Source organism: Streptococcus mitis (assembly GCF_003942685.1).
GTDB lineage: Bacteria > Bacillota > Bacilli > Lactobacillales > Streptococcaceae > Streptococcus > Streptococcus mitis_CD.
On record NZ_RJNR01000007.1, the window covers coordinates 66,450 to 90,317 of the forward strand.

Sequence of the window (23,868 nt, forward strand, 5' to 3'; positions counted from 1 at the left end):
TCCGAAAATGAGTGTATAAGATATAGTTACTTTTAGAAATATTAAATAGAATAGGAGAACATCTATGGAACAAAGTATTACCATTAAAAATTTATGTAAGTCGTATGGCCAAACTCAAATTTTAAAAGATATTTCTTTTGAAGCAAAAGCAGGTAAAGTGACTGCTTTCCTGGGTCCAAATGGAGCTGGTAAAAGTTCAACCTTACGTATTTTATTAGGATTAGACAAAGCAACATCTGGTCTTACCAAAATTGGAGATCAAACTTATAAGGAATTAAAATTTCCTCTAAAGACTGTAGGAGCTTCATTTGACAGTGTAGGAGCTCCTGATGATCGGACTGTTTATCAACATTTGAAAATTGTTGCTGCTAGTAATGGGATATCCAGTCAGCGAATTGAACAAGTCTTGGATATGGTGGATATTAGTCATAAGAAAAAATCTAAAATTGGGAAATTATCATTAGGAGAAGGACAACGCTTGGGAATTGCAACAGCTCTATTAGGAAATCCTCAATATCTGATATTGGATGAACCGACTAATGGGTTGGATCCAAGAGGAATTCGGTGGTTTAGAGAGTTTATAAAAAAACAAGCTCAAGAAGGGAAGACCGTCTTACTGTCATCTCATATATTATCGGAAGTGGAAGCAGTAACAGATGATGTAGTTATCATAAATAAAGGAAAAGTTCTTATAAAAGGGACTTTACAAGAAGTGATGAAAAATCTTTCTTCACTAGAGGAAGTCTTCTTTAGTTTAACAGAGGGAGGGAAGTGACATGGCACTTATTTACTCTCTTCATTCTGAAATATTGAAATTACTTTATAATAGAGCTACTCATGTTGTACTATTCTTGATACTGGTATTTCAAACGTTTTTAGCAAATATTGGTGCTTCTCAAATTGTTTCAGTTGGTATCCATGCTACACCAGAGACAAATCCAGATTTAGCAGAGGCCTTACCTCCTATTGAATTTTTAGGTTTTGATGTCACTTTATTTGGTGTTTTTATTATGATTATCCTAGGCTCAATTTACGGAGCCGAGGAATACAAAGGCTTGGCTATTCGTACAAGCCTCCTCTCTGTTACAAATCGAAGTACTTTCCTAGTTTCAAAAACATTAGTTTGGCTTATATTTTCTTTTATCATTTCCTTTCTATCAATATTCTTGACAATTAACATGACACATTATGTTTTAGGACAAGATGGCTTATTGCTTTTTTTACTAAATGGAACAGTTTGGTTCTATATATTTTTAGCCAGTATAGCTTGGACTTTGTTGGGACTGCTGGCCTATATTATGGCTTTGACATTTAAAACAGCCATTGTTCCTCTATTATTTTTGCTTCCTCAAGTCTACAATTTAGGAACATTCTTAGCAAACTATATATCGGTTGCAAAATTTCTTCCAGTTGCATTGGGGCAAGGATTGATTGCTACATCTCCTCAAATTTTAGAATATAATAGTTTACAAAATATTTTACTTTTACTTTGTTGGAACTTCTCATTCTTGGCTTTAGCAATCTACCGCTTACTTAAGTCAGATATTGGAGGAGGTGAATAAGTTGAAAGAGCAACTTAAAAGTGAGTATCTCAAGTTTATTATGAATCCGTGGCACTGGTTGATTATAGGTGCTCTATTACTGTGTGTTCCAGCGTTAGTTATTTTTTTAAATAATAAGCCAGACCAGTTGACCCTACAGTTTGTTTTGGAACAGCTACTGCAAAGTCTCTATTTAGGACAGGCGGGTTTCATTAGTCTAGCTGTTCTATTTATAGGTCAAGAATTTACAGGTTCTAGCCTTCGTACCAGTTTTCTTACATGTCCAAATCGTTTGATATTTATAATCTGTAAACTAGCTATTGTATTATGTATGGAAATTGTATTATTGGTTGCTGTAATATCATTATGCATACTAATCGCGCAAGGATACTACAATATCAATCTTTTGAGTAATATTAAACATGTTCTAACAATTCTATTTCCAGCTTGTATTTCTATTCTAACCTTCTCTCTTTTAAGTGGTATTTTTGTATTTATTTCCCAGTCTTTTATCTTAATTTTGGGAATAAGTTTATCCCTTTTATTGGGGTTGGGACAAATGTTATTACAATTCAGTTCTTTTTTTAGAAATTTACCATTACTGGCTAGTATGAATTGTTTTTATACCTATCCATTGTCTCTTTATTATCCAGTGTGGCAAGGCTTAGGGATACAAATAGTTTGGTTATTAATTGTTTTTCTATTTGCTACATTGATACTTATAGGAAAAAATGTACGCTAAAGACAGGGGATATCCTGTCTTTTTCTCAGTTAGTGCTATAATATATTCAGGAGGGTGAGTTATGGCTTATAAAATTTTGGTTGTAGATGATGATCTTGCTATTCTTCGCCTAATAAAAAAAGTACTAGAATATGAAAAATATGAAGTAGTCATACGAAATAAGATAGAAGAGATTGATCTTTGTGATTTTACAGGCTTTGACTTGATTCTATTAGATATTATGATGCCTGTTAGTGGTTTAGAAATCTGTCAGATGATTCGCGAGCAGATAACTGTTCCTATCTGTTTTATAACTGCCAAGGATATGGATGAAGACTTAGTAGCTGGAATCAATGCAGGTGCTGATGATTATATTATGAAGCCCTTTAGTATGCAAGAACTTTTAGCACGTGTTAAAATGCACTTGCGTCGTGAAGAACGGACTAAAGGAAATGTTCATCAAATAAAGATTGGGAAGCTTATACTATATACGGATAGTAAGGAACTATTTGTAAACGATGATAAGATTGCCTTGACAAGGAGGGAATTTGATATAGTGAATCTTTTAGCAAGCACCCCAAGTAGAATATACTCTATAGAGGAAATTTATAATTATCTATATCCACAAAGTTCCGAAGCTCTTTTACGTTCGGTTTCAGAGTATATTTATCAAATTCGTCAAAAGCTGAAACCTTATCAATTAAATCCAATTAAAACCTTGTATGGTGGAGGATATCAATGGGTAGAATCAAAAGTTTTAGACAATTAATTCGAGAAACCTGTTGGAGAATTATTTGGCAGTTTAGTCTTGGCTTACTAATGGCCTATCTTATTCCCTTAGCTTCAGTATCTATACAAATAAATGAAGATGGGAAACCTTTAAACAATAGTGGTGTTCTATCAATCTTTTTTAATGTGTCATCATGGATATATATTTGTGTTTTATTGATTATTCTAATAAGTTATCACATTGGAAAATTGTTGAAAAAACTGAGTTATGAAATGACTTTGATTTATGAAAATAGTATGTGGTTGGAGAAGGAATGTACAGAAAGTTTAACGGTTAAAGAATTTCGCGAGACAGGAAATCGGATTATTGTGATGCAAGATAGAATTCGACAATTAATAGTTGATGAGAAACAGCAGAAGGAAGATTTAATGTTTCAGGTTTCAGCAGCTTCTCATGATTTAAAAACTCCCTTAACCATTATTAGGGGAAATGTGGAATTTTTGCAGACGATAACTGAAAACGACCAATCTCAAGAATGCTTAGCAGATATAGAAAGAGCTAGTCAACAGTTACTAGATTATTTCAATCAATTGATTCACTATTCTAAAACCTATTATGATGATGAGACAGGTTGGACGGAGTATTCCTCTTCAGATTTTATCAATGAATTAGAGAAAGAAGTCTCTTTTTTGATAAAAAATCAGATGAAGTTTTCTTTTGAACAAAATGTGAAAGGAACTGAAAACTATTATATAAATCCATCTCTTCTGATTCGTGCCATACAAAATATTTTAACAAATGCTTTGGAATACGCCGATAAACAGAATCCTAAAATTAACATTAGGGTAGAGCAAGAGGAGAAAGAATTGAAAATAGGCATATGGAATAATGGCTCGGAATTTCCAGATGAAGTTTTAAATAATTTTGGAAAGCTCTTTTATCGTATGGATAAAGCTAGATCGTATAAAGAGCAACATTATGGTATTGGACTGAGTTTTGTATGTAGAGTTGCAAAACTACACAAAGGCCGAGTTGAGCTTAGAAATAGAGACGCGGGAGCAGAAGTTTTAATAACTGTGAATTGTATTAAATCATAGTGATTTACTTGTTAATTTATGATTGAATAGTTTTTTATATGTGAGCTTTTAAACTATTTAACGTTTTCGATTAGTATAAGATGTAACGGTAGATAATAAAAACGAATGATGATATCTAGTTGATGAAAACTATTTATCATTCATTCGTTTTTTTAATTATTGGATAATTTACGTAGCCTTATCTCGAACGTTGTTTTCCAGCGTTGCGATTTTTATGTTTTTTCTTGCTTGTGATAGCAGTTGGTTGTCCAGGGGTAACGTCTTTTCGTCCACTTGGTGTAGAGAAAGTACTTGCTTTTGGTGGGTTCTTTGCCAGTTCTTCACGGACTTTTTTGCGAAGTTTTGGACGAACGATATAGTTGACGATAAACTGTTGGAGAATCATCATGAAACCACCGACAACCCAGTAAAGTGTGACACTGGCTGGTGAAATGAGGGAGAAGACAACAATCGTGATTGGGCTCACGTAAGCCATTTTCTTGATTTGTTCTCTTTGCGTTTCGTCTTCTACTCCGTGAAGTGAAAGGAGCGATTGAAGATAGTAAAGGACACCTGCGCAGGCAACCAAAATCATACTTGGAGAACCTAGAGGAATGCCTAGGTAGCTTGCTTGAGCAACCCCTTCAGTATGTTGGGCAGCAAAGTAGATAGCTGAGAAGAAAGGCATTTGAAGGAGGATAGGGAAACATCCTACACCACCAAACATGCTGATGCCGTGTTCTTTTTGAGCGGCAAAGAGAGCTTGTTGGGCTTCGAGTTTTTCTTCTTGAGTAGTCGCTTCCTTGAGACGTGTTTGGTGTGGCTCAAGGACGTGCTTGAGGGCGTTCATCTTTTCAGAGTGAAGCGTTGCCTTCCATGATTGGTAGATACCAAGTGGCAAGATAATCAAGCGCACGATAATGGTTACGATGATGATAGCGACACCAAAGCCTAGACCTTGATCAGTAGCGAAGTACTTGATAGCTTCAGCCATAGGCGCTCCGATAGTATTCCAAATAAATCCTATTGGCTTTCCTGTGGCTTTATCGACTCTAACACAGCCAGTCAAGACTAGCAACATAGCCACTCCCATAGCTGAGAGTGCAAAACGTTTAATAGATTTCACTGTTTTTATTCCTTCTTTAAAAATTATACCTTTCTATTCTACTGTTTTTTTACAAAATATACAATAGTTCTAGAGACCTAATTTGCGATTTTAAAGTCAGGGTAAGGAGGAAAGTTACTTAGTTTGACATCTAAGTAGCTGACTTTTGAAAAAGGTGTGGGTCCTTTTCGGATTTCTTGGATAAATTTTGCCATGATAGTAGATGAGTCTGCTTGGGCTAAAATTTCCACTGTGCCGTCGTCATTATTCCAGACTCGACCTGTGATGCCACCAATTTCAAGTGCCAAGCTGTAAACACCCCAACGAAAGCCGACTCCCTGCACCCTACCTTGGGCGATCATTCTAACCTTTTGCATACCAAACCCCTTTGATTGTGTTATAATATTTCTATGACTATTATAACCTCAAAAGCCAATTCTGTGGTAAAAAATGCCAAGAAATTACACCAAAAAAAATACCGTAAGTCTACTTATTTGATTGAAGGTTGGCACTTGTTTGAAGAAACTGTTCAAGCTGGAGTGACGATTGAGAAAATTTTTGCCCTAGAAAGTTATAGAGATCAGTTATCTGCTTTTCCGCAAATTGTCTGGGTGTCAGAGGAGATTTTGCGGGATTTGGCAGATACGCAAACACCTCAAGGCATTGTCGCAGTTATTCAAAAAGAAGAAGTGGGACCGCCTGATTTTAGTCAGGGTAAGTTTCTATTTTTAGAAGATGTCCAAGATCCTGGTAATGTAGGTACCATGATTCGGACTGCGGACGCGGCAGGTTTGACAGGGGTCATTGTTTCAGACAAGTCAGCGGATATTTACAGTCTCAAGACTCTGCGTTCCATGCAAGGAAGCCATTTTCATTTGCCCATCTATCGTATGCCTGTTGCTACCTTTATAGAAGAGGCAAAGAAGAGCAATTTGCCCATTCTGGCAACGACCTTATCGAGAGATTCCAAGGATTATCGTGAGCTTTCTCCCCTAGAAAATTTTGCTTTAGTCATGGGAAATGAAGGGCAAGGGATTAGTCCTATCATGGCTGAAAGTGCCAATCAGCTGGTTCATATTGGTATGAAAGGTAGGGCGGAGAGTCTCAATGTGGCAGTTGCCGCAGGCATTTTGATGTTTTATTTCAGCTAATTTAAAAAAACTTTGTTATAATCAAGATATAGTTATAGAAAAAGGAGAATCAGAATGAATCAAACAATTATTCAAGAACGTTCAGGTCTCAATCAATTTTACGCTAAGGTTTATGCCTTTGTAGGGATTGGAATTGGACTATCAGCTCTGGTGTCAGCTTTGATGTTGACAGTCTTTCAGGCTCAATTGACTTACTTTTTAATGCATGGCCGTCTCTGGTTGATGGTTGCAACTTTTGCAGAACTTGCTCTGGTATTTGTTGCAAGTAGCATGGCTGCAAAAAATAGCCCAGCAGCTCTGCCAGTATTTTTACTTTACTCAGTATTAAACGGCTTTACCCTCAGTTTTGTGGTGGCCTTCTATACTCCAGGTACAGTTTTATCTGCCTTTGTATCAAGCGCCCTTCTCTTCTTTGTCATGGCGGCAGTCGGTATGTTCACCAAGAAAGATTTGAGTGGCCTTGGTCGGGCTATGATGGCGGCTCTTATCGGTTTGTTGATTGCTATGGTAGTCAATATTTTCTTGGCTAGCGGTTTCTTTGATTATATGATTAGCGTAGCCATGGTCTTGGTCTTCTCTGGGCTGATTGCTTGGGACAACCAAAGAATTCGCTATGCATATGAGCAATCACAAGGTCGTGTAGAGACAGGTTGGGTTGTGTCAATGGCTCTCAGTATCTATCTTGATTTTATCAATCTTTTCCTAAGTATTCTACGTATCTTCGGTCGCAATGACTAAAGGTCCCTAACATCAGTGTTCGAAGGAGCACTGATTTTTTTATATTTGGTCTTTTCTTTTCTTGGAAATAGGTGTATAATGCTTTTAATTAATTTTTTGAGGAGTAGTTTATGAAGAAAAGTTTTATCCATCAACAAGAAGAAATTTCCTTTGTCAAAAACACTTTTACCCAGTATTTGAAAGATAAGTTAGAAGTTGTCGAAGTTCAAGGTCCTATCTTGAGTAGGGTCGGCGACGGGATGCAGGACAACTTATCAGGTGTGGAGAATGCCGTATCGGTCAAGGTTCTCCAAATCCCTGATGCTACTTATGAAGTGGTGCACTCCCTTGCCAAATGGAAACGCCACACTTTGGCTCGTTTTGGTTTCGGTGAAGGTGAAGGTCTTTTCGTCCACATGAAGGCCCTTCGTCCAGACGAAGATTCGCTTGATGCGACCCACTCTGTTTATGTTGACCAGTGGGACTGGGAGAAGGTTATCCCAAATGGACAACGTAACATTGCCTACCTAAAAGAAACAGTTGAGAAGATTTATAAGGCTATTCGCCTGACTGAGCTAGCTGTTGAAGCCCGCTATGATATTGAGTCTGTCTTGCCAAAACAAATCACCTTTATCCACACAGAAGAGTTGGTAGAACGCTACCCAGACTTGACACCAAAAGAGCGTGAAAATGCTATTTGTAAAGAATTTGGAGCAGTCTTCTTGATCGGTATCGGTGGTGAATTACCAGACGGTAAACCGCACGATGGACGTGCACCAGACTACGATGACTGGACAAGTGAGTCTGAAAATGGCTATAAGGGTCTAAATGGTGATATTCTTGTTTGGAATGAGTCTTTAGGTGGAGCCTTTGAGTTGTCTTCTATGGGAATCCGTGTAGATGAAGAAACTCTTCGCCGTCAGGTTGCCATCACAGGTGATGAAGACCGTTTAGAATTGGAATGGCACAAGGCTTTGTTGAACGGCTTATTCCCATTGACAATCGGTGGAGGAATTGGACAATCTCGGATGGCCATGTTCCTACTTCGCAAGAAACACATCGGAGAAGTGCAAACAAGTGTTTGGCCTCAAGAAGTCCGCGATACTTACGAAAATATTTTGTAGAGAATCGAACCGCAAGGTTCGGTTTTCTTTCTCTTTTCGCTCATAATTTGGTATAATAAACGGTATGAAGATCGTATCAGGAATCTATGGGGGACGCCCCCTCAAGACACTAGAAGGCAAGACGACAAGACCTACTTCAGATAAGGTTAGGGGAGCCATTTTTAACATGATTGGTCCCTACTTTGAAGGTGGACGAGTCTTGGACCTTTATGCAGGTAGTGGTGGTTTATCTATCGAAGCAGTATCGCGTGGCATGTCTAGCGCTGTTTTGGTGGAACGAGACCGTAAGGCTCAGGCTATCGTGGCTGAAAATATTCAGATGACCAAGGAAGTTGGAAAATTTCAACTCCTTAAGATGGATGCAGAAAGGGCATTGGAACAGGTATCTGGGGAATTCGACCTCATTTTCTTAGACCCTCCTTATGCCAAGGAACAAATCGTAGCAGATATTGAAAAAATGGCTGAGAGGGAGCTTTTTTCTGAAGATGTCATGGTCGTGTGTGAGACGGATAAGACCGTTGAACTTCCAGAAGAAATTGCCTGTCTTGGTATCTGGAAGGAAAAGATTTATGGAATTAGTAAGGTGACAGTCTATGTCAGATAAGATTGGCTTATTCACAGGCTCATTTGATCCGATGACAAATGGGCATCTGGATATCATTGAACGGGCTAGCAAACTTTTTGATAAGCTCTATGTAGGTATTTTTTTTAATCCCCACAAACAAGGATTTCTCCCTCTTGAAAATCGTAAACGAGGGCTAGAAAAGGCTTTGAAACATTTGGAAAATGTTGAAGTTGTGTCTTCTCATGATGAATTGGTGGTTAATGTCGCAAAAAGACTGGGGGCTACTTTCTTAGTTCGAGGCTTGAGAAATGCGTCGGATTTGCAATATGAAGCCAGTTTTGATTACTACAACCATCAGCTGTCTCCTGACATAGAGACCATTTATTTACATAGTCGACCTGAACATCTCTATCTCAGTTCATCCGGTGTTAGAGAGCTTTTGAAGTTTGGTCAGGATATTGCTTGCTATGTTCCTGAGAGTATTTTGGAGGAAATAAGAAATGAAAAAAAAGATTAGATGGCCCTTATATGTCATTGCGGCCTTAATTGTGACTTTCTTGGCATTTGTAGTGCCCTTGCCCTATTATATAGAGGTTCCAGGTGGTTCGGAAGATATTCGCCAAGTCCTTAAAGTCAATGACACAGAAGATAAGGAAGCTGGTGCCTATCAATTCGTTACGGTTGGTGTCCAACATGCCACTTTAGCTCATATGATTTATGCATGGTTGACGCCTTTTACAGATATTCGTAGTGCTCAGGAGACTACAGGTGGCTCTTCCGATGTTGAATTTATGCGGATCAATCAATTCTACATGCAAACATCGCAAAACATGGCCAAGTATCAAGGGCTAAAAACAGCTGGTAAAGATATCGAACTCAAATATCTTGGGGTTTATGTTTTGACTGTGACGGATAATTCGACCTTTAAAGGGATTCTTAACATCTCTGATACGGTCACAGCAGTCAATGATCAGACCTTTGATAGTTCCAAAGATTTGATTGATTATGTCAATTCTCAAAAACTAGGGGACTCCGTCAAGGTCACCTATGAAGAGGATGGGCAAACCAAGTCTGCAGAAGGTAAGATTATCACCTTGGAAAATGGCAAAAATGGGATTGGAATCGGTTTGATTGACCGTACGGAAGTGACCAGTGATGTCCCAATTCGCTTTTCAACAGCTGGTATCGGTGGTCCAAGTGCAGGTCTCATGTTTAGTCTGGCCATCTATACTCAAATAGCTGACCCTGGTCTTCGTAATGGTCGTATCGTTGCCGGTACAGGTACCATTGATCGCGATGGGAATGTGGGGGACATTGGAGGTATTGATAAGAAAGTTGTTGCTTCGGCTAGAGAAGGTGCTGCTATTTTCTTTGCCCCGGATAACCCTGTTAGCGAAGAAGAACAAAAAGCGCATCCTGATGCTAAAAACAACTACCAAACAGCCCTGGAAGCAGCTAGAACAATCAAGACAGATATGAAAATTGTTCCCGTTAAAACCCTACAAGATGCAATTGATTACTTGAAAAACAATCCCTAGTTTTTAAGTGAAGTTTCCAAACTAGCGCACAAACAGAGAAGATGGTATAATAGTCAAATGGTTCAATTATTATTCACTCTAAGCAGTCACATGCTCTTTATTTATGTGAGTTTTTACCTTTTAAAGGATCTTGTTAGATGGGAAAAGGTTTTAAAAGTGACAGCTGAGAATACAAGAAAAGTCCGTTTATTGATAGCTCTTTTCAGTATTGTAATGGGCTACATCATGAGTTCATTCTTTATCAGCCTGTATCAGTTGTGGCAAGAAGTGCTTAGAGGATTATTATAAAATCAAGAGTAAAGGAAATAAGTATGGAAAAAATTGTGGTTCAAGGTGGCGATAATCGTCTGGTAGGAAGTGTTACGATTGAAGGAGCAAAGAATGCAGTCTTGCCCTTGTTAGCAGCGACTATTCTGGCAAGTGAAGGAAAGACCGTCTTGCAGAATGTTCCTATCTTGTCAGATGTTTTCACCATGAATCAGGTGGTTCGTGGTTTGAATGCCAAGGTAGATTTTGATGAAGAAGCTCATCTTGTCGAGGTGGATGCGACTGGCAATATCACAGAGGAGGCTCCCTACAAGTATGTTAGCAAGATGCGCGCATCCATCGTTGTCTTGGGACCAATTCTTGCTCGTGTAGGTCATGCCAAGGTATCCATGCCAGGTGGTTGTACGATTGGTAGCCGCCCTATTGATCTTCATTTGAAAGGTTTAGAAGCCATGGGGGCTAAGATTAGTCAGACGGCTGGTTATATCGAAGCCAAGGCTGATCGCTTACATGGAGCTCATATCTACATGGACTTCCCAAGTGTTGGTGCAACGCAGAACTTGATGATGGCAGCGACCCTAGCTGATGGGGTGACAGTGATTGAAAATGCTGCGCGTGAGCCTGAGATTGTTGACCTAGCCATTCTCCTTAATGAAATGGGAGCTAAGGTTAAGGGTGCTGGTACAGAGACCATTACCATTACCGGTGTTGAGAAACTTCATGGTACGACTCACAATGTAGTCCAAGACCGTATCGAAGCAGGAACTTTTATGGTAGCTGCTGCTATGACTGGTGGTGATGTCTTGATTCGAGACGCTGTCTGGGAGCATAACCGTCCCTTGATTGCCAAGTTGCTTGAAATGGGAGTGGAAGTGACAGAGGAGACTGAAGGGATTCGAGTTCGCTCTCAACTAGAAAATCTAAAAGCTGTTCATGTGAAAACCTTGCCTCACCCAGGATTTCCAACAGATATGCAGGCTCAATTTACAGCCTTGATGACCGTCGCAAAAGGGGAGTCAACTATGGTGGAGACAGTTTTCGAAAATCGTTTCCAACATCTAGAAGAAATGCGTCGCATGGGCTTGCACTCTGAGATTATCCGTGATACAGCTCGTATTGTTGGTGGTCAACCTTTGCAGGGGGCAGAAGTTCTTTCAACTGACCTTCGTGCCAGTGCTGCCTTAATTTTGACAGGTTTGGTAGCACAAGGAGAAACTGTGGTCGGTAAATTGGTTCACTTGGATAGAGGTTACTACCGTTTTCATGAGAAGTTGGCACAGCTAGGTGCTAATATTCAGCGGATTGAGGCAAGTGATGAAGATGAATAAGAAATCAAGCTACGTAATCAAGCGTTTACTTCTAGTCATTTTGGTACTGTTTTTGGGTGCTCTAGCCCTAGGAATTGGCTTAATGGTAGGTTATGGAATCTTGGGCAAGGGTCAAGATCCATGGGCTATCCTGTCTCCAGCAAAATGGCAGGAATTGATTCATAAATTTACAGGAAATTAGGCTGGAGAACCAGTCTTTTTCTAGAGATAAGGAGAAAAATGGATAAAAAAACAAGACAGACACTGATCGGACTACTAGTGTTATTGCTTTTATCTGCGGGAAGCTATTATATCAAGCAGATGCAGTCGACAGCTAATAGTCCTAAAACAAAGGTTAGTCAGAAAAAACAAGCGTCTGAAGCTCCTAGTCAAGAATTGGCAGAGAGTGTCTTAACAGACGCAGTCAAGAGTCAAATAAAAGGGAGTCTGGAGTGGAATGGCTCAGGTGCTTTTATCGTCAATGGTAATAAAACAAATCTAGATGCCAAGGTTTCAAGTAAGCCCTACGCTGATAATAAAACAAAGACAGTGGGCAAGGAAACAGTGCCAACCGTAGCAAATGCCCTCTTGTCTAAGGCTACTCGTCAGTACAAGAATCGTGAAGAAACTGGGAATGGTTCGACTTCATGGACTCCTCCAGGCTGGCATCAGGTTAAGAATCTAAAGGGTACTTATACCCATGCGGTCGATAGAGGTCACTTGTTAGGCTATGCCTTAATCGGTGGCTTGGATGGTTTTGATGCCTCGACAAGCAATCCTAAAAACATTGCTGTTCAAACGGCCTGGGCAAATCAGGCGCAAGCCGAGGATTCGACTGGTCAAAACTACTATGAAAGTATGGTACGTAAGGCCTTGGATAAAAACAAGCGTGTCCGTTACCGTGTAACCCTTTACTACGCTTCAAACGAGGATTTGGTTCCTTCAGCTTCACAGATTGAAGCCAAGTCTTCAGACGGAGAGTTGGAATTTAATGTTCTAGTTCCCAATGTTCAAAAAGGGCTTCAATTGGATTACCGAACTGGAGAAGTGACTGTTACTCAGTAAAATATAACATAAACTCCTATGTCACTTGTGGATATAGGAGTTCTTTCTTACTAGTTTAAGCAGGGCTACAATAGACACTGATACTCAATGAAAATCAAAGTGCAAACTAGGAAGCTAGCCGCAGGTTGCTCAAAGCACAGTTTTGAGGTTGCAGATAAAGCTGACGTGGTTTGAAGAGATTTTCGAAGAGTATGGGAAAAATAATATGTACTGGACTATATTTTGTGATATAATAAAGGATAAGATACTATTTTAGGAGAAGAACTATGGAAGACCCAAGTAGTCAGAATTTGTTGCTACAATTTGTTTTATTGTTTATCTTGACGGTGTTAAATGCCTTTTTCTCAGCCACAGAAATGGCCATGGTGTCACTAAATCGTGCGCGGGTTGAACAAAAGGCAGAAGAAGGAGATAGACGCTATATCCGTCTGCTGAAGGTACTAGAAAATCCTAACCACTTTTTATCAACCATTCAAGTAGGGATTACCCTGATTACAATCTTATCAGGGGCGAGTTTGGCAGAAACTCTGGGACGAGAAATTGCATCTTGGCTTGGAAATGGCGAAACAGCTTATGCCGTTGCAAGTTTTCTATCTTTAGCATTTTTGACTTATATTTCCATCGTTTTTGGGGAATTATACCCTAAGAGAATCGCTCTTAATCTAAAGGATGCCTTGGCGATTCGTACAGCGCCAGTTATCATTGGGCTGGGGAAACTAGTTAGTCCCTTTGTTTGGCTCTTATCTGCATCTACCAATCTCTTGAGTCGCTTGACTCCGATGACCTTTGACGATGCTGACGAAAAAATGACCCGTGATGAAATTGAGTACATGTTGACAAATAGTGAAGAAACACTAGATGCTGACGAAATTGAGATGTTACAAGGGATTTTTTCACTAGATGAACTGATGGCCAGAGAAGTCATGGTTCCTCGAACGGATGCCTTTATGGTCGATATTCAGGATGATAGTCAAACCATCATCCAAAGTATTTTAAAACAAAATTATTCTCGTATCCCTGTCTATGATGGAGACAAGGATAACGTGATTGGAATCATTCACACCAAGAGTCTCCTTAATGCGGGCTTTGTGGACGGTTTTGACAATATTGTTTGGAAGAAAATCTTACAAGATCCACTTTTTGTTCCTGAAACTATTTTTGTGGATGACTTATTAAAAGAACTGCGCAATACTCAAAGACAAATGGCAATCTTGCTAGATGAATACGGTGGGATGGCTGGTTTGGTGACCCTGGAAGACCTCTTAGAGGAAATCGTTGGGGAAATCGATGACGAAACAGATAAGGCTGAAATCGAAGTTCATAAAATTGGAGAAGATACTTATATTGTTCAAGGTACCATGAATCTCAATGATTTTAATGACTACTTTGATGTTGAACTGGAAAGTGATGACGTTGATACCATCGCTGGTTATTATTTGACAGGAGTTGGGACCATTCCAACGACTGAGAGACTCAGTTATGAATTAGTCAGCCAAAACAAACAACTTATCCTAACCAATGATAAGGTGAAAAATGGACGTGTTACCAAGGTAAAAGTCCAAATTACCGAAGTTGAAATAGAAGAAGAAACAGAGTAAACTAGAGGCTTTTGTCACCAGGCGTGACGAAGCTTTTTCAGTTGATTTCATACTCTTCGAAAATCAAATTCAAACCGCGTCAACGTCGCCTTGCCGTACGCAAGTACAGCCTGCGGCTAGTTTCCTAGTTTGCTCTTTGATTTTCATTGAGTATCAAAAGATTGTCTCCTAAAAAGAAGTCTGGCCCAAATTCACCCCAAAAGTTTTTGTAAGTTATATGTATTTATCCGAAGAAAATAAAAAAAGCCCTTTAAACTGGGCTTTCTGTTTAAATGAAACCTGAAAAATCAAGTTATAGAAGGCGGTAGACGGATTTGAACCGACGATCAAGCTTTTGCAGAGCCGTGCCTTACCACTTGGCTATACCGCCTTAACGTTTATTATTATACCTTGAAAATGATTTTCAGTCAATAGCTTTTTTAGTTTTTTTGTGTCAATAAGCCTAAATATTCTGAAAATTCGTTTACTTTTCTTGAAATCTATGATATAATTGATGATAACCTATACTTTATTTATAAGAGGAGTAAATAAATGAAAAAAAGTCAAGTGCTTGCTGTAGCGGGAGCTACCTTATTAGCGTCAGGAGTTCTAGCTGCGTGTTCAAACACTAGTTCAAATAATGCTAAACTAGCAAAAGATTACCAATATGTTTATCAAACAGATCCAGAAACTTTGGATTATATCGTCAGCAATATCGATTCTACATCATTCGTCACAACAAATGCTGTAGATGGTTTGTTGGCTAATGATAAATATGGTAATCTGGTTCCTTCTATCGCTGAATCATGGACAGTTTCAAAAGATGGTTTGACTTATACCTATAAAATCCGTAAGGATGCTAAATGGGTGACAGCAGAGGGAGAAGAATATGCTCCTGTAACTGCTAAAGACTTCGTTACTGGTTTGAAACACGCCGTAGATGGAAAATCAAAAGGACTTTCAATCGTTAGCTCTTCTATTAAGGGATTAGAAGCCTATATCAAGGGTGAAACAAGTGATTTTTCAACCGTTGGAGTAAAAGCACTTGATGATCAAACACTAGAATATACCTTGAACCAGCCAGAAACTTTCTGGAATGACAAGACAACTAGTGGTGTTTTGATGCCGGTTAATGAAGAATTCTTAACTTCAAAAGGGGAAGGTTTTGGTGCCCCAACAGATGCTAACTCTATTCTTTATAACGGTCCATTTGTCTTGAAGTCTGTAACTCCAAAATCATCTATCGAGATGGCTAAAAATGATGCTTACTGGGACAAAGAAAATGTAAAAATTGAGAACGTTAAGTTCACTTTCTGGGATGGTAAGGACCAAGATGTGATTGCCAAAGGTTTTGCTGATGGTCAATATAGCAAGGCGCGTATCTTCCCTACAAGTTCTACATATGAAAAATATGCAGCTGACTTTAAAGATAACATTTACTTTAATGAACCAGGAGCGGGTGTTGCAACTGTCAGCTTGAACTATGGCCGTACAACGTATAATCACACTGCCAAAACAAGTGATGCCCAAAAGACATCTACTCAGAAAGCATTGCTAAACAAGGAATTCCGTCAAGCCTTGAACTTTGCTGTCGATCGCAATTCTTACTCAGCTCAAACAAATGGTACTGATGGAGCTGCAGTAGCTATCCGTAATACATTTGCACCTTATAATCTTCAAGTTGGTAAGAAAACATTTGGTGAATTGGTACAAGATAGCTTGGCTAAGACAAATTCTTCTACTTGGTCAAACGTGTCTCTAGCAGATTCTCAAAATGGACTTTACAATGAAGAAAAAGCGAAAGAAGTCTTTGCTAAAGCTAAATCAAGCCTACAAGCTGAAGGTGTTGAGTTCCCAATCCACTTGGATGCCTTGGTTATTCAAGAATCAACAGCGGTTGTAAACCGTGTTCAATCATTGAAACAATCAATTGAAAAAGTATTGGGTTCAGATAATGTTGTTGTAGACTTACAACAAATGACTCAAGCAGAAGCTTTACCAATTTCATTTAGCGCTCCAACAGCTAAAGAGCAAGACTGGGATATCCATACCTTGCTAGGATGGAACCCTGACTATCAAGATCCTTCTACTTTCTTGGATCAATTCGTCCTTAAGGGAGGAAGCACTCGTCTTTACCTTGGTATTGACCAAAACACAGATGCATCAGTAGTAAGCAAACTTGGTTTAGCTGACTATGGAAAATTACTTGATGACGCAAACAGCGAAAACCAAGATGTTCAAAAACGTTATGAAAAATACGCGGTGGCACAAGCTTGGTTGACTGACAATGCTTTGACAATTCCAGTAATGGCTTCTCCAAAAGAAACAGCCGTTTCATATGTTTCAAAAGTTCTACCATTTAGCTCTTCATATTCAGTAGCCGGCCTTAAAGGTGAAAATTCAGGATACTTGAAGTACACTGAAGTTGGTGAAAAAGCAATCACCAAAGAAGAGTATGAAAAAGCTCGTGAAAAATGGTTGAAAGAAAAGACTGAGTCAAACGAGAAAGCTCAAAAAGAATTGGCAAGTCATGTGAAGTAAATAATTTTCAATAGAACTTTCTCTCCATGAGGAGAAGGTTCTTTTGGGATTTTTAAAGGAAATGATATGAAAAAATATATTTTTATGCGTGTTTTGCGGTCATTGGTTTCTATCTTCTTAGTAACAACCTTGACTTACACGATTATCTATACAATGGTTCCTCGAAAATTGATTTTCAAACAGGATACCAACTATAACAAGATTGCTACAACTGCTGATAAACGTGATAACTATGAGAATACCGTTTATGAGCGTATGGGCTATATCGAGTACTACGATACCAAAGAGTTGCAAGAAAAAGCTAGCCAGATGGATGCTTCTGTAACAGTTGAAGCCAATGATACCAACAAGGCTATCTATGAAAAATACATCAAACAAATCGGTCATGGTTGGACCCTGGGAGAATTTACTGAAAGTGGCCAATTCTACGCTACACGTGAAATTCCAATTTTTGAACGTGTGTTTAAATTCTATGCAAACTTGCTTGATATCGACCACACAAACAAGATTCAGGACCCAGAAAATCCAAATTTGGAGCGTTATTTGCGTTTTGAAAATGATCCCGCTATCGGCTGGTCTCTGGTAGGTTCAGGGACTAAACACAAGTACCTCTTGTACTTCAATAGTCAGTTCCCATTTGTTCACCAAAACTTTGTGAACTTGAATTTGGGTGATTCATATCCAACTTATGCTAATACTCCTGTGCTTCAAGTTATCACACAAGGACAAGGTCAAACTAAGACATCAGAAGTGCAATTCCCAACTGGTAAGAAAACATCTTCAGTTAATATCTACTCAAGAACCTACAAATCGCCTAGTCAGGCTGATTCTCGTGAAGTAGCTAACTATGGGAAAGATGACCCATATACTGCAACTGAAAGCAACTACCAATATCCTTCTATGATTGCTAGCTCTGCAGTCGTTGGATTGATTGGTTTGGTGATTTCTTATGCGATTGCCGTGCCACTTGGTTCAGCTATGGCTCGCTTCAAGAATACTTGGATTGATAGCTTCTCAACAGGGTTTTTGACCTTCTTGATGGCCCTTCCAACCATTGCCTTGGTTTACATTGTTCGTTTGATTGGATCATCAATTGGTCTTCCAGATTCATTCCCTATCTTGGGTGCTGGAGATTGGCGTTCGTATGTTTTACCAGCAGTTATCCTTGGTTTATTGGGTGCTCCTGGTACAGCTATTTGGATTCGTCGTTACATGATTGACTTGCAATCACAGGACTTTGTTCGTTTTGCTCGTGCAAAAGGTTTGTCTGAAAAAGAAATTTCAAACAAACACATCTTTAAAAATGCCATGGTTCCGCTGGTTTCAGGAATTCCTGGTGCTGTTATCGGGGTTATCGGTGGTGCAACCCTTACTGAAACAGTCTTCGCTTTCCCAGGTATGGGTAAAATGTTGATTGACTCTGTAAAAGCATCTAATAACTCTATGGTCGTAGGTCTTGTCTTCATCTTTACATGTATTTCTATCTTCTCACTTCTTTTGGGAGATATTTGGATGACTATTATTGACCCACGTATTAAATTGACTGAGAAAGGAGGCAAATAATGTCTACAATCGATAAAGAAAAATTTCAGTTCGTAAAACGTGACGATTTTGCCTCTGAAGCCATTGATGCGCCAGCCTATTCATACTGGGGCTCAGTGTTTAGACAATTTATGAAGAAGAAATCAACTGTAGTCATGTTGGGAATCTTGGTAGCTATCATTTTGATGAGTTTCATCTACCCAATGTTTTCTAAGTTTGATTTCAATGATGTCAGCAAAGTAAACGACTTTAGTGCTCGTTATATCAAGCCAAATGCTGAGCATTGGTTCGGTACAGACAGTAACGGTAAATCTCTCTTTGACGGTGTCTGGTTCGGAGCTCGTAACTCTATCCTCATTTCTGTGATTGCGACAGTGATTAACTTGGTTATCGGTGTTTTTGTCGGTGGTATTTGGGGAATTTCAAAATCAGTTGACCGTGTGATGATGGAAGTTTATAATGTCATCTCAAACATCCCATCTCTTTTGATTGTCATTGTCTTGACTTACTCAATCGGAGCTGGATTCTGGAATCTGATTTTTGCTATGAGTGTGACTACTTGGATTGGTATTGCTTACTCAATTCGTATTCAGATCATGCGTTATCGTGACTTGGAGTATAACCTTGCTTCACGTACACTTGGAACACCAACCTTTAAGATTGTTGTAAAAAACATTATGCCACAATTGGTATCTGTTATCGTTACGACGACATCTCAAATGCTTCCAGCCTTTATCTCATACGAAGCTTTCCTTTCATTCTTTGGACTTGGATTGCCGATTACAGTTCCAAGTTTAGGTCGTTTGATTTCAGATTACTCTCAGAACGTAACGACAAATGCATACCTCTTCTGGATTCCATTGACAACTCTTGTCTTGGTATCCTTATCCCTTTTCGTAGTTGGTCAAAACTTAGCGGATGCTAGTGATCCACGTACACATAGATAGGAGTAGAAATGACAAAAGAAAAAAATGTAATTTTGACTGCTCGCGATATTGTCGTGGAATTTGACGTTCGTGACAAAGTATTGACAGCCATTCGCGGCGTTTCCCTTGAACTAGTTGAAGGAGAAGTATTAGCCTTGGTAGGTGAGTCAGGATCAGGAAAATCTGTTTTGACAAAGACTTTCACAGGTATGCTTGAAGAAAATGGTCGCATTGCCCAAGGTAGCATTGACTACCGTGGTCAAGATTTGACAGCTTTATCTTCTCACAAGGATTGGGAACAAATTCGTGGCGCTAAGATTGCGACTATCTTCCAAGATCCAATGACTAGTTTGGACCCAATTAAAACAATTGGTAGTCAGATTACAGAAGTTATTGTAAAACACCAAGGAAAAACAGCTAAAGAAGCGAAAGAATTGGCCATTGACTACATGAATAAGGTTGGGATTCCAGATGCAGATAGACGTTTTGATGAATACCCATTCCAATATTCTGGAGGAATGCGTCAACGTATCGTTATTGCGATTGCTCTTGCCTGCCGACCTGATGTCTTGATTTGTGATGAGCCAACGACTGCCTTGGATGTGACCATCCAAGCTCAGATTATTGATTTGTTGAAATCTTTACAAAACGAGTACCATTTCACAACAATCTTTATCACCCACGACCTTGGTGTGGTGGCAAGTATTGCAGATAAGGTAGCGGTTATGTATGCAGGAGAAATCGTTGAGTATGGAACTGTTGAGGAAGTCTTCTATGACCCTCGCCATCCATATACATGGAGTCTCTTGTCTAGCTTGCCTCAGCTTGCTGATGATAAAGGGGATCTTTACTCAATCCCAGGAACACCTCCGTCACTTTATACTGACCTGAAAGGGGATGCCTTTGCCTTGCGTTCTGACTATGCAATGCAAATTGACTTCGAACAAAAAGCTCCTCAATTCTCAGTATCAGAGACACATTGGGCTAAAACTTGGCTACTTCATGAGGATGCTCCAAAAGTAGAAAAACCAGCTGTGATTGCAAATCTCCATGATAAGATTCGTGAAAAAATGGGATTTGCCCATCTGGCTGACTAGGAGGAAGGAAATGTCTGAAAAATTAGTAGAAATCAAAGATTTAGAAATTTCCTTCGGTGAAGGAAGTAAGAAGTTTGTCGCAGTTAAAAATGCTAACTTCTTTATCAACAAGGGAGAAACTTTCTCGCTTGTAGGTGAGTCAGGTAGTGGGAAAACAACTATTGGTCGTGCCATCATCGGTCTTAATGATACAAGTAATGGGGATATCATTTTTGATGGTCAAAAGATTAATGGTAAGAAATCGCGTGAACAAGCTGCAGAATTGATTCGTCGTATCCAGATGATTTTTCAAGATCCTGCCGCAAGTTTGAATGAACGTGCGACTGTTGATTATATTATTTCTGAAGGTCTTTACAATCATCATCTGTTCAAGGATGAAGAAGAACGTAAAGAGAAAGTTAAAAATATTATCCGTGAAGTGGGGCTTCTTGCTGAGCACTTGACTCGTTACCCTCATGAATTCTCAGGTGGTCAACGTCAACGTATCGGTATTGCCCGTGCCTTGGTCATGCAACCAGACTTTGTTATTGCGGATGAGCCCATTTCAGCCTTGGACGTTTCTGTGCGTGCTCAAGTCTTGAACTTGCTCAAAAAATTCCAAAAAGAACTTGGTTTGACCTATCTCTTCATCGCCCATGACTTGTCTGTCGTTCGCTTTATTTCAGATCGTATCGCAGTTATTTACAAGGGTGTTATTGTAGAGGTTGCAGAAACAGAAGAATTGTTTAACAATCCAATTCATCCATATACTCAAGCCTTGCTTTCAGCGGTACCAATCCCAGATCCAATCTTGGAACGTAAGAAGGTCTTGAAGGTTTACGACCCAAGTCAACACGACTATGAGACTGATAAGCCATCTATGGTAGAAATCCGTCCAGGTCACTATGTTTGGGCTAACCAAGCCGAATTAGCGCGTTACCAACAAGGGTTAAACTAATAATGGTTTTATAATTTCCATATCAATTTTTATGGGAATTATAAACCTTTTTTTGTTGGACTGATTTGAAAAAATCTTTGAAAGTATCCTGAAAGAATTTTCGAAAAATTTTAAAAAATTCTGAAATATTCTTGACAGCTGATGAAAAAGGTGGTAAGATAGGAAACATCAAAAAAGAAAGCAGAAAAAGAAATGAATAAGAGACAAGCTGTAACGATGAATCAAAACTTTTACTTTAGCTACTTTAGATAGTGTTTGTAGACATGTCACCATGGATGCAAACAGTTCAAGCAATTTGTTTGTATCTATGTGGCTAAGATTTTTGATTGTGGTCCATATAGATGAATATCTAAATGGACTAGCTAAGTTGTAACTTGTTAGCTTATTTCAAGCATCCGTTTAGATATTATCTAGGCGGTTTTTTGTTTTATCTTTTCTGAGAAGGAGTTTCATTATGAAAGTTGTTCGAAAATTACTAGCCCCTCTCTTGGTAGTGGGGATTCTCTTGACCTCTCTGATTAGTTTGCATCAGTTGAAGGCAGATAAGAAAAAAGATGTGTTTCGTATCGGTATTTCGCAATTTATTACCCACCAGTCCTTAGACGCTACTAGAGAAGGGTTTGTGGATGAGCTTGCCAAGCAAGGCTATGCTGAAGGGAAAAATATCGAGATTGATTTGCAAAATGCACAGGGAGAACAACGAAACCTAAAAACGATTTCCCAGCAACTAGCAGAATCTAGTGATGTCGTTCTAGCTATCGCAACGCCTTCTGCTCAGAGCTTGGCTAATACAACACAAACGACACCGGTTATCTTTTCAGCTGTAACAGACCCTGTCAGTGCCAAGTTGGTAGAGTCAAGAGAGCATCCTGGGGGCAATGTAACTGGAACAAGTGATCAGTCATCAGATGCTATCTCAACCCAAATCAATTTGATAAAGAAAGTGTTGCCAAAAGCTAAAACAATTGGAATCCTCTATACTCAGAGCGAGCCAAACTCAGTTGTCCAAAAGGATGAAGCTAAGCGACTTCTGGAAGAAAAAGGCTTTACCGTTGTTGAAAAAACAATCTTGGACAGTAACAATGTCAAAGCGGCAGCAGAGAGTTTGATGGCAGAAGTGGATATGGTTTTTGTACCAACGGACAATATCATTTCGTCAACCATGGAAACAGTTAAGCAGGTTTCTATTAAACACAAGGTTCCAGTATTCGGTGGCTCAACGGAAATGATTGCGGTTGGTGGTTTGTATAACTACGGTACCAATTATGAAGAATTGGGACGGCAGACAGCCCGCATGTTGATTCGTGTCTTAAAAGGTGAGAAACCAGAAAATATAGCAGTTGAGTTGCCTGAAAAACTGGAATTGCATACCAATCAAGAAATGGCAGATGCACTAGGAATTGATATTAGTAAGTTGGAAAGCAAGGAATAGGGAGGTTTAAGATGAGTTTTGTATTATCTAGTTTATCAGAAGGTTTGTTGTGGTCGATTATGGCCATTGGAGTTTACTTGACTTTCCGTATTTTGGATATTGCGGATATGACTGCTGAAGGAGCCTTTCCTTTGGGGGCAGCTGTCGTTGTATCGCAGATACAGGCAGGGACAAATCCTTGGATTGCGACCTTACTTGCTTTGCTGGCAGGTATGGTAGCTGGTCTTGTATCAGGAATGCTCCACACCAAGATGAAAATCCCAGCTCTCTTGACAGGGATTGTGACCTTGACAGGGCTTTATTCAATCAATATTAAAATCATGGGCAGTGTGCCCAACCTTTCCTTGGGAGATTCTTCAACTGTCTTTAAACAATTGGCGAGCTTGGGGCTGACAAATGAAGAAGCTGTTTTCTCATTCAGTTTGGCCTGTCTCCTACTTGTTTGTTTGGTCTTGACTCTTTTGATGAAAACGGAGATTGGATTGGTCTTGCGTTCGACTGGGGACAATATTCCGATGAGTGAGGCTAATGGGGTCAATGTAGACACCATGAAGATTGTTGGTTACATGATTTCAAATGGTTTGATTGCCCTGTGTGGTTCCTTGTTCGCTCAAAATGATGGATTTTCAGACGTAACCTCTGGGACAGGAACCATCGTTGTTGGTTTGAGTGCAGTTATTATTGCAGAAGTTTTGATACACGACTTGACCATTGGAGGTCGCTTGTTATCCATCGGAATCGGTGCTATTGTTTACCGTTTGATTATTTTAAATATCTATGAAATTCCAAATCTAGATCAAAACTTGGTACGTCTCTTTAATGCAATTTTGCTCGCCTTAGTTTTATTTGCACCAGAATTGCAAAAGAGATTAAAGATTCGTGGTCTGAAATTGAGAAATGAATAGGAGG

25 protein-coding genes and 1 tRNA gene are annotated in these 23,868 nt (G+C 39.3%); 23 read left to right on the forward strand and 3 right to left on the reverse strand.

Annotated elements, in window-relative coordinates:
- The first annotated feature begins 64 nt into the window (after window positions 1-64).
- From D8855_RS06435 to D8855_RS06455, 5 genes are all read left to right on the forward strand, one after another.
- Complete coding sequence (locus D8855_RS06435; protein ID WP_020901990.1) at window positions 65-775, forward strand: ABC transporter ATP-binding protein; 711 nt, start codon at window positions 65-67, stop codon at window positions 773-775.
- Window position 776: 1 nt separating this feature from the next.
- The gene (locus D8855_RS06440) at window positions 777-1,562 is read left to right on the forward strand and encodes an ABC transporter permease (protein WP_020901991.1); all 786 of its coding nucleotides are present in this window, start codon (window positions 777-779) and stop codon (window positions 1,560-1,562) included.
- A gap of 1 nt (window position 1,563) precedes the next feature.
- Complete coding sequence (locus D8855_RS06445; protein ID WP_020901992.1) at window positions 1,564-2,283, forward strand: ABC transporter permease; 720 nt, start codon at window positions 1,564-1,566, stop codon at window positions 2,281-2,283.
- Between the two features lie 61 nt (window positions 2,284-2,344).
- Window positions 2,345-3,031, forward strand: coding sequence for a response regulator transcription factor (locus D8855_RS06450; protein WP_020901993.1), 687 nt, complete (start codon window positions 2,345-2,347; stop codon window positions 3,029-3,031).
- On the forward strand, window positions 3,001-4,089 hold the full coding sequence (locus D8855_RS06455; protein WP_125416614.1) for a sensor histidine kinase: 1,089 nt from the start codon (window positions 3,001-3,003) through the stop codon (window positions 4,087-4,089). Before D8855_RS06450 ends, D8855_RS06455 begins: the two co-directional genes overlap by 31 nt.
- A 178-nt stretch (window positions 4,090-4,267) precedes the next feature.
- Here D8855_RS06455 and yidC read toward each other — a convergent pair whose 3' ends face one another.
- Together yidC and D8855_RS06465 are read right to left on the reverse strand one after the other, a co-directional pair.
- Window positions 4,268-5,194, reverse strand: coding sequence for a membrane protein insertase YidC (yidC, locus tag D8855_RS06460; RefSeq protein WP_020901995.1), 927 nt, complete (start codon window positions 5,192-5,194; stop codon window positions 4,268-4,270).
- Between the two features lie 77 nt (window positions 5,195-5,271).
- Window positions 5,272-5,550 carry an acylphosphatase gene (locus tag D8855_RS06465; RefSeq protein WP_033681252.1) on the reverse strand — a complete coding sequence of 93 codons (279 nt, stop codon included), beginning with the start codon at window positions 5,548-5,550 and terminating at the stop codon, window positions 5,272-5,274.
- Window positions 5,551-5,583: 33 nt separating this feature from the next.
- On the opposite strand from D8855_RS06465, the gene D8855_RS06470 reads away from it, so the two are divergent.
- The 11 genes from D8855_RS06470 to D8855_RS06530 all read left to right on the forward strand — a co-directional run bounded on the left by D8855_RS06470 (window position 5,584) and on the right by D8855_RS06530 (window position 14,505).
- A complete protein-coding gene (locus D8855_RS06470) occupies window positions 5,584-6,324 on the forward strand; it encodes a TrmH family RNA methyltransferase (RefSeq protein WP_125416616.1) in 741 nt (246 codons plus the stop codon).
- Window positions 6,325-6,378: 54 nt separating this feature from the next.
- Window positions 6,379-7,062: a Bax inhibitor-1/YccA family protein gene (locus D8855_RS06475; RefSeq protein ID WP_125416618.1), complete on the forward strand. Its 684-nt coding sequence runs from the start codon at window positions 6,379-6,381 to the stop codon at window positions 7,060-7,062.
- Between the two features lie 110 nt (window positions 7,063-7,172).
- On the forward strand, window positions 7,173-8,165 hold the full coding sequence (asnA, locus tag D8855_RS06485) for an aspartate--ammonia ligase (RefSeq protein ID WP_049510788.1): 993 nt from the start codon (window positions 7,173-7,175) through the stop codon (window positions 8,163-8,165).
- 64 nt (window positions 8,166-8,229) lie between these two features.
- Window positions 8,230-8,769 (forward strand): 16S rRNA (guanine(966)-N(2))-methyltransferase RsmD, encoded by a 540-nt coding sequence (gene rsmD / locus D8855_RS06490; RefSeq protein ID WP_033687314.1) that lies wholly within the window; start codon window positions 8,230-8,232, stop codon window positions 8,767-8,769.
- On the forward strand, window positions 8,759-9,247 hold the full coding sequence (gene coaD / locus D8855_RS06495; protein ID WP_033687315.1) for a pantetheine-phosphate adenylyltransferase: 489 nt from the start codon (window positions 8,759-8,761) through the stop codon (window positions 9,245-9,247). Before rsmD ends, coaD begins: the two co-directional genes overlap by 11 nt.
- The gene (locus D8855_RS06500; protein WP_033687316.1) at window positions 9,231-10,268 is read left to right on the forward strand and encodes a SepM family pheromone-processing serine protease; all 1,038 of its coding nucleotides are present in this window, start codon (window positions 9,231-9,233) and stop codon (window positions 10,266-10,268) included. Before coaD ends, D8855_RS06500 begins: the two co-directional genes overlap by 17 nt.
- 57 nt (window positions 10,269-10,325) lie before the next feature.
- A complete protein-coding gene (locus D8855_RS06505) occupies window positions 10,326-10,556 on the forward strand; it encodes a DUF1146 family protein (RefSeq protein ID WP_000250389.1) in 231 nt (76 codons plus the stop codon).
- Between the two features lie 23 nt (window positions 10,557-10,579).
- On the forward strand, window positions 10,580-11,863 hold the full coding sequence (murA, locus tag D8855_RS06510; RefSeq protein ID WP_125416620.1) for a UDP-N-acetylglucosamine 1-carboxyvinyltransferase: 1,284 nt from the start codon (window positions 10,580-10,582) through the stop codon (window positions 11,861-11,863).
- Window positions 11,856-12,044: a DNA-directed RNA polymerase subunit beta gene (locus tag D8855_RS06515; protein WP_004241151.1), complete on the forward strand. Its 189-nt coding sequence runs from the start codon at window positions 11,856-11,858 to the stop codon at window positions 12,042-12,044. Before murA ends, D8855_RS06515 begins: the two co-directional genes overlap by 8 nt.
- Window positions 12,045-12,082: 38 nt before the next feature.
- The gene (gene endA, locus D8855_RS06520) at window positions 12,083-12,907 is read left to right on the forward strand and encodes a DNA-entry nuclease EndA (RefSeq protein ID WP_023947085.1); all 825 of its coding nucleotides are present in this window, start codon (window positions 12,083-12,085) and stop codon (window positions 12,905-12,907) included.
- Window positions 12,908-13,173: 266 nt separating this feature from the next.
- Window positions 13,174-14,505: a hemolysin family protein gene (locus D8855_RS06530; protein ID WP_020903091.1), complete on the forward strand. Its 1,332-nt coding sequence runs from the start codon at window positions 13,174-13,176 to the stop codon at window positions 14,503-14,505.
- A gap of 299 nt (window positions 14,506-14,804) precedes the next feature.
- On the opposite strand, the gene D8855_RS06540 is transcribed toward D8855_RS06530, so the two are convergent.
- Window positions 14,805-14,875 (reverse strand) — tRNA-Cys (locus tag D8855_RS06540).
- A gap of 161 nt (window positions 14,876-15,036) precedes the next feature.
- On the opposite strand from D8855_RS06540, the gene D8855_RS06545 reads away from it, so the two are divergent.
- From D8855_RS06545 to D8855_RS06575, 7 genes are all read left to right on the forward strand, one after another.
- Window positions 15,037-17,025 (forward strand): peptide ABC transporter substrate-binding protein, encoded by a 1,989-nt coding sequence (locus D8855_RS06545; RefSeq protein ID WP_000749582.1) that lies wholly within the window; start codon window positions 15,037-15,039, stop codon window positions 17,023-17,025.
- 66 nt (window positions 17,026-17,091) lie between these two features.
- Window positions 17,092-18,588, forward strand: a complete 1,497-nt coding sequence (locus D8855_RS06550) for an ABC transporter permease (protein ID WP_020902008.1) — start codon at window positions 17,092-17,094, stop codon at window positions 18,586-18,588.
- Window positions 18,588-19,514 (forward strand): oligopeptide ABC transporter permease OppC, encoded by a 927-nt coding sequence (gene oppC / locus D8855_RS06555; protein ID WP_004255894.1) that lies wholly within the window; start codon window positions 18,588-18,590, stop codon window positions 19,512-19,514. The genes D8855_RS06550 and oppC overlap by 1 nt, the downstream gene beginning before the upstream one ends.
- Window positions 19,515-19,522: 8 nt before the next feature.
- Window positions 19,523-20,590, forward strand: a complete 1,068-nt coding sequence (locus D8855_RS06560) for an ABC transporter ATP-binding protein (RefSeq protein ID WP_000159550.1) — start codon at window positions 19,523-19,525, stop codon at window positions 20,588-20,590.
- 10 nt (window positions 20,591-20,600) lie between these two features.
- Window positions 20,601-21,527, forward strand: a complete 927-nt coding sequence (locus D8855_RS06565; RefSeq protein ID WP_001291284.1) for an ATP-binding cassette domain-containing protein — start codon at window positions 20,601-20,603, stop codon at window positions 21,525-21,527.
- A 454-nt stretch (window positions 21,528-21,981) separates the two neighbouring features.
- Window positions 21,982-22,959: an ABC transporter substrate-binding protein gene (locus D8855_RS06570; protein ID WP_024057377.1), complete on the forward strand. Its 978-nt coding sequence runs from the start codon at window positions 21,982-21,984 to the stop codon at window positions 22,957-22,959.
- Between the two features lie 11 nt (window positions 22,960-22,970).
- A complete protein-coding gene (locus tag D8855_RS06575; RefSeq protein ID WP_000011439.1) occupies window positions 22,971-23,864 on the forward strand; it encodes an ABC transporter permease in 894 nt (297 codons plus the stop codon).
- Window positions 23,865-23,868: the final 4 nt, after the last annotated feature.

Bases quoted from the DNA above. Each gene is read 5' to 3' on its own strand.
- D8855_RS06440 (WP_020901991.1), top strand. From the start codon at position 777: ATGGCACTTATTTACTCTCTTCATTCTGAAATATTGAAATTACTTTAT.
- D8855_RS06530 (WP_020903091.1), top strand. From the start codon at position 13,174: ATGGAAGACCCAAGTAGTCAGAATTTGTTGCTACAATTTGTTTTATTG.
- D8855_RS06575 (WP_000011439.1), top strand. From the start codon at position 22,971: ATGAGTTTTGTATTATCTAGTTTATCAGAAGGTTTGTTGTGGTCGATT.
- endA (WP_023947085.1), top strand. From the start codon at position 12,083: ATGGATAAAAAAACAAGACAGACACTGATCGGACTACTAGTGTTATTG.
- D8855_RS06515 (WP_004241151.1), top strand. From the start codon at position 11,856: ATGAATAAGAAATCAAGCTACGTAATCAAGCGTTTACTTCTAGTCATT.
- D8855_RS06455 (WP_125416614.1), top strand. From the start codon at position 3,001: ATGGGTAGAATCAAAAGTTTTAGACAATTAATTCGAGAAACCTGTTGG.
- murA (WP_125416620.1), top strand. From the start codon at position 10,580: ATGGAAAAAATTGTGGTTCAAGGTGGCGATAATCGTCTGGTAGGAAGT.
- D8855_RS06450 (WP_020901993.1), top strand. From the start codon at position 2,345: ATGGCTTATAAAATTTTGGTTGTAGATGATGATCTTGCTATTCTTCGC.
- D8855_RS06465 (WP_033681252.1), bottom strand. From the start codon at position 5,550: ATGCAAAAGGTTAGAATGATCGCCCAAGGTAGGGTGCAGGGAGTCGGC.
- D8855_RS06550 (WP_020902008.1), top strand. From the start codon at position 17,092: ATGAAAAAATATATTTTTATGCGTGTTTTGCGGTCATTGGTTTCTATC.
- D8855_RS06505 (WP_000250389.1), top strand. From the start codon at position 10,326: ATGGTTCAATTATTATTCACTCTAAGCAGTCACATGCTCTTTATTTAT.
- coaD (WP_033687315.1), top strand. From the start codon at position 8,759: ATGTCAGATAAGATTGGCTTATTCACAGGCTCATTTGATCCGATGACA.
- D8855_RS06500 (WP_033687316.1), top strand. From the start codon at position 9,231: ATGAAAAAAAAGATTAGATGGCCCTTATATGTCATTGCGGCCTTAATT.
- D8855_RS06435 (WP_020901990.1), top strand. From the start codon at position 65: ATGGAACAAAGTATTACCATTAAAAATTTATGTAAGTCGTATGGCCAA.
- oppC (WP_004255894.1), top strand. From the start codon at position 18,588: ATGTCTACAATCGATAAAGAAAAATTTCAGTTCGTAAAACGTGACGAT.
- D8855_RS06545 (WP_000749582.1), top strand. From the start codon at position 15,037: ATGAAAAAAAGTCAAGTGCTTGCTGTAGCGGGAGCTACCTTATTAGCG.
- D8855_RS06565 (WP_001291284.1), top strand. From the start codon at position 20,601: ATGTCTGAAAAATTAGTAGAAATCAAAGATTTAGAAATTTCCTTCGGT.
- D8855_RS06475 (WP_125416618.1), top strand. From the start codon at position 6,379: ATGAATCAAACAATTATTCAAGAACGTTCAGGTCTCAATCAATTTTAC.
- asnA (WP_049510788.1), top strand. From the start codon at position 7,173: ATGAAGAAAAGTTTTATCCATCAACAAGAAGAAATTTCCTTTGTCAAA.
- D8855_RS06470 (WP_125416616.1), top strand. From the start codon at position 5,584: ATGACTATTATAACCTCAAAAGCCAATTCTGTGGTAAAAAATGCCAAG.
- D8855_RS06570 (WP_024057377.1), top strand. From the start codon at position 21,982: ATGAAAGTTGTTCGAAAATTACTAGCCCCTCTCTTGGTAGTGGGGATT.
- rsmD (WP_033687314.1), top strand. From the start codon at position 8,230: ATGAAGATCGTATCAGGAATCTATGGGGGACGCCCCCTCAAGACACTA.
- D8855_RS06560 (WP_000159550.1), top strand. From the start codon at position 19,523: ATGACAAAAGAAAAAAATGTAATTTTGACTGCTCGCGATATTGTCGTG.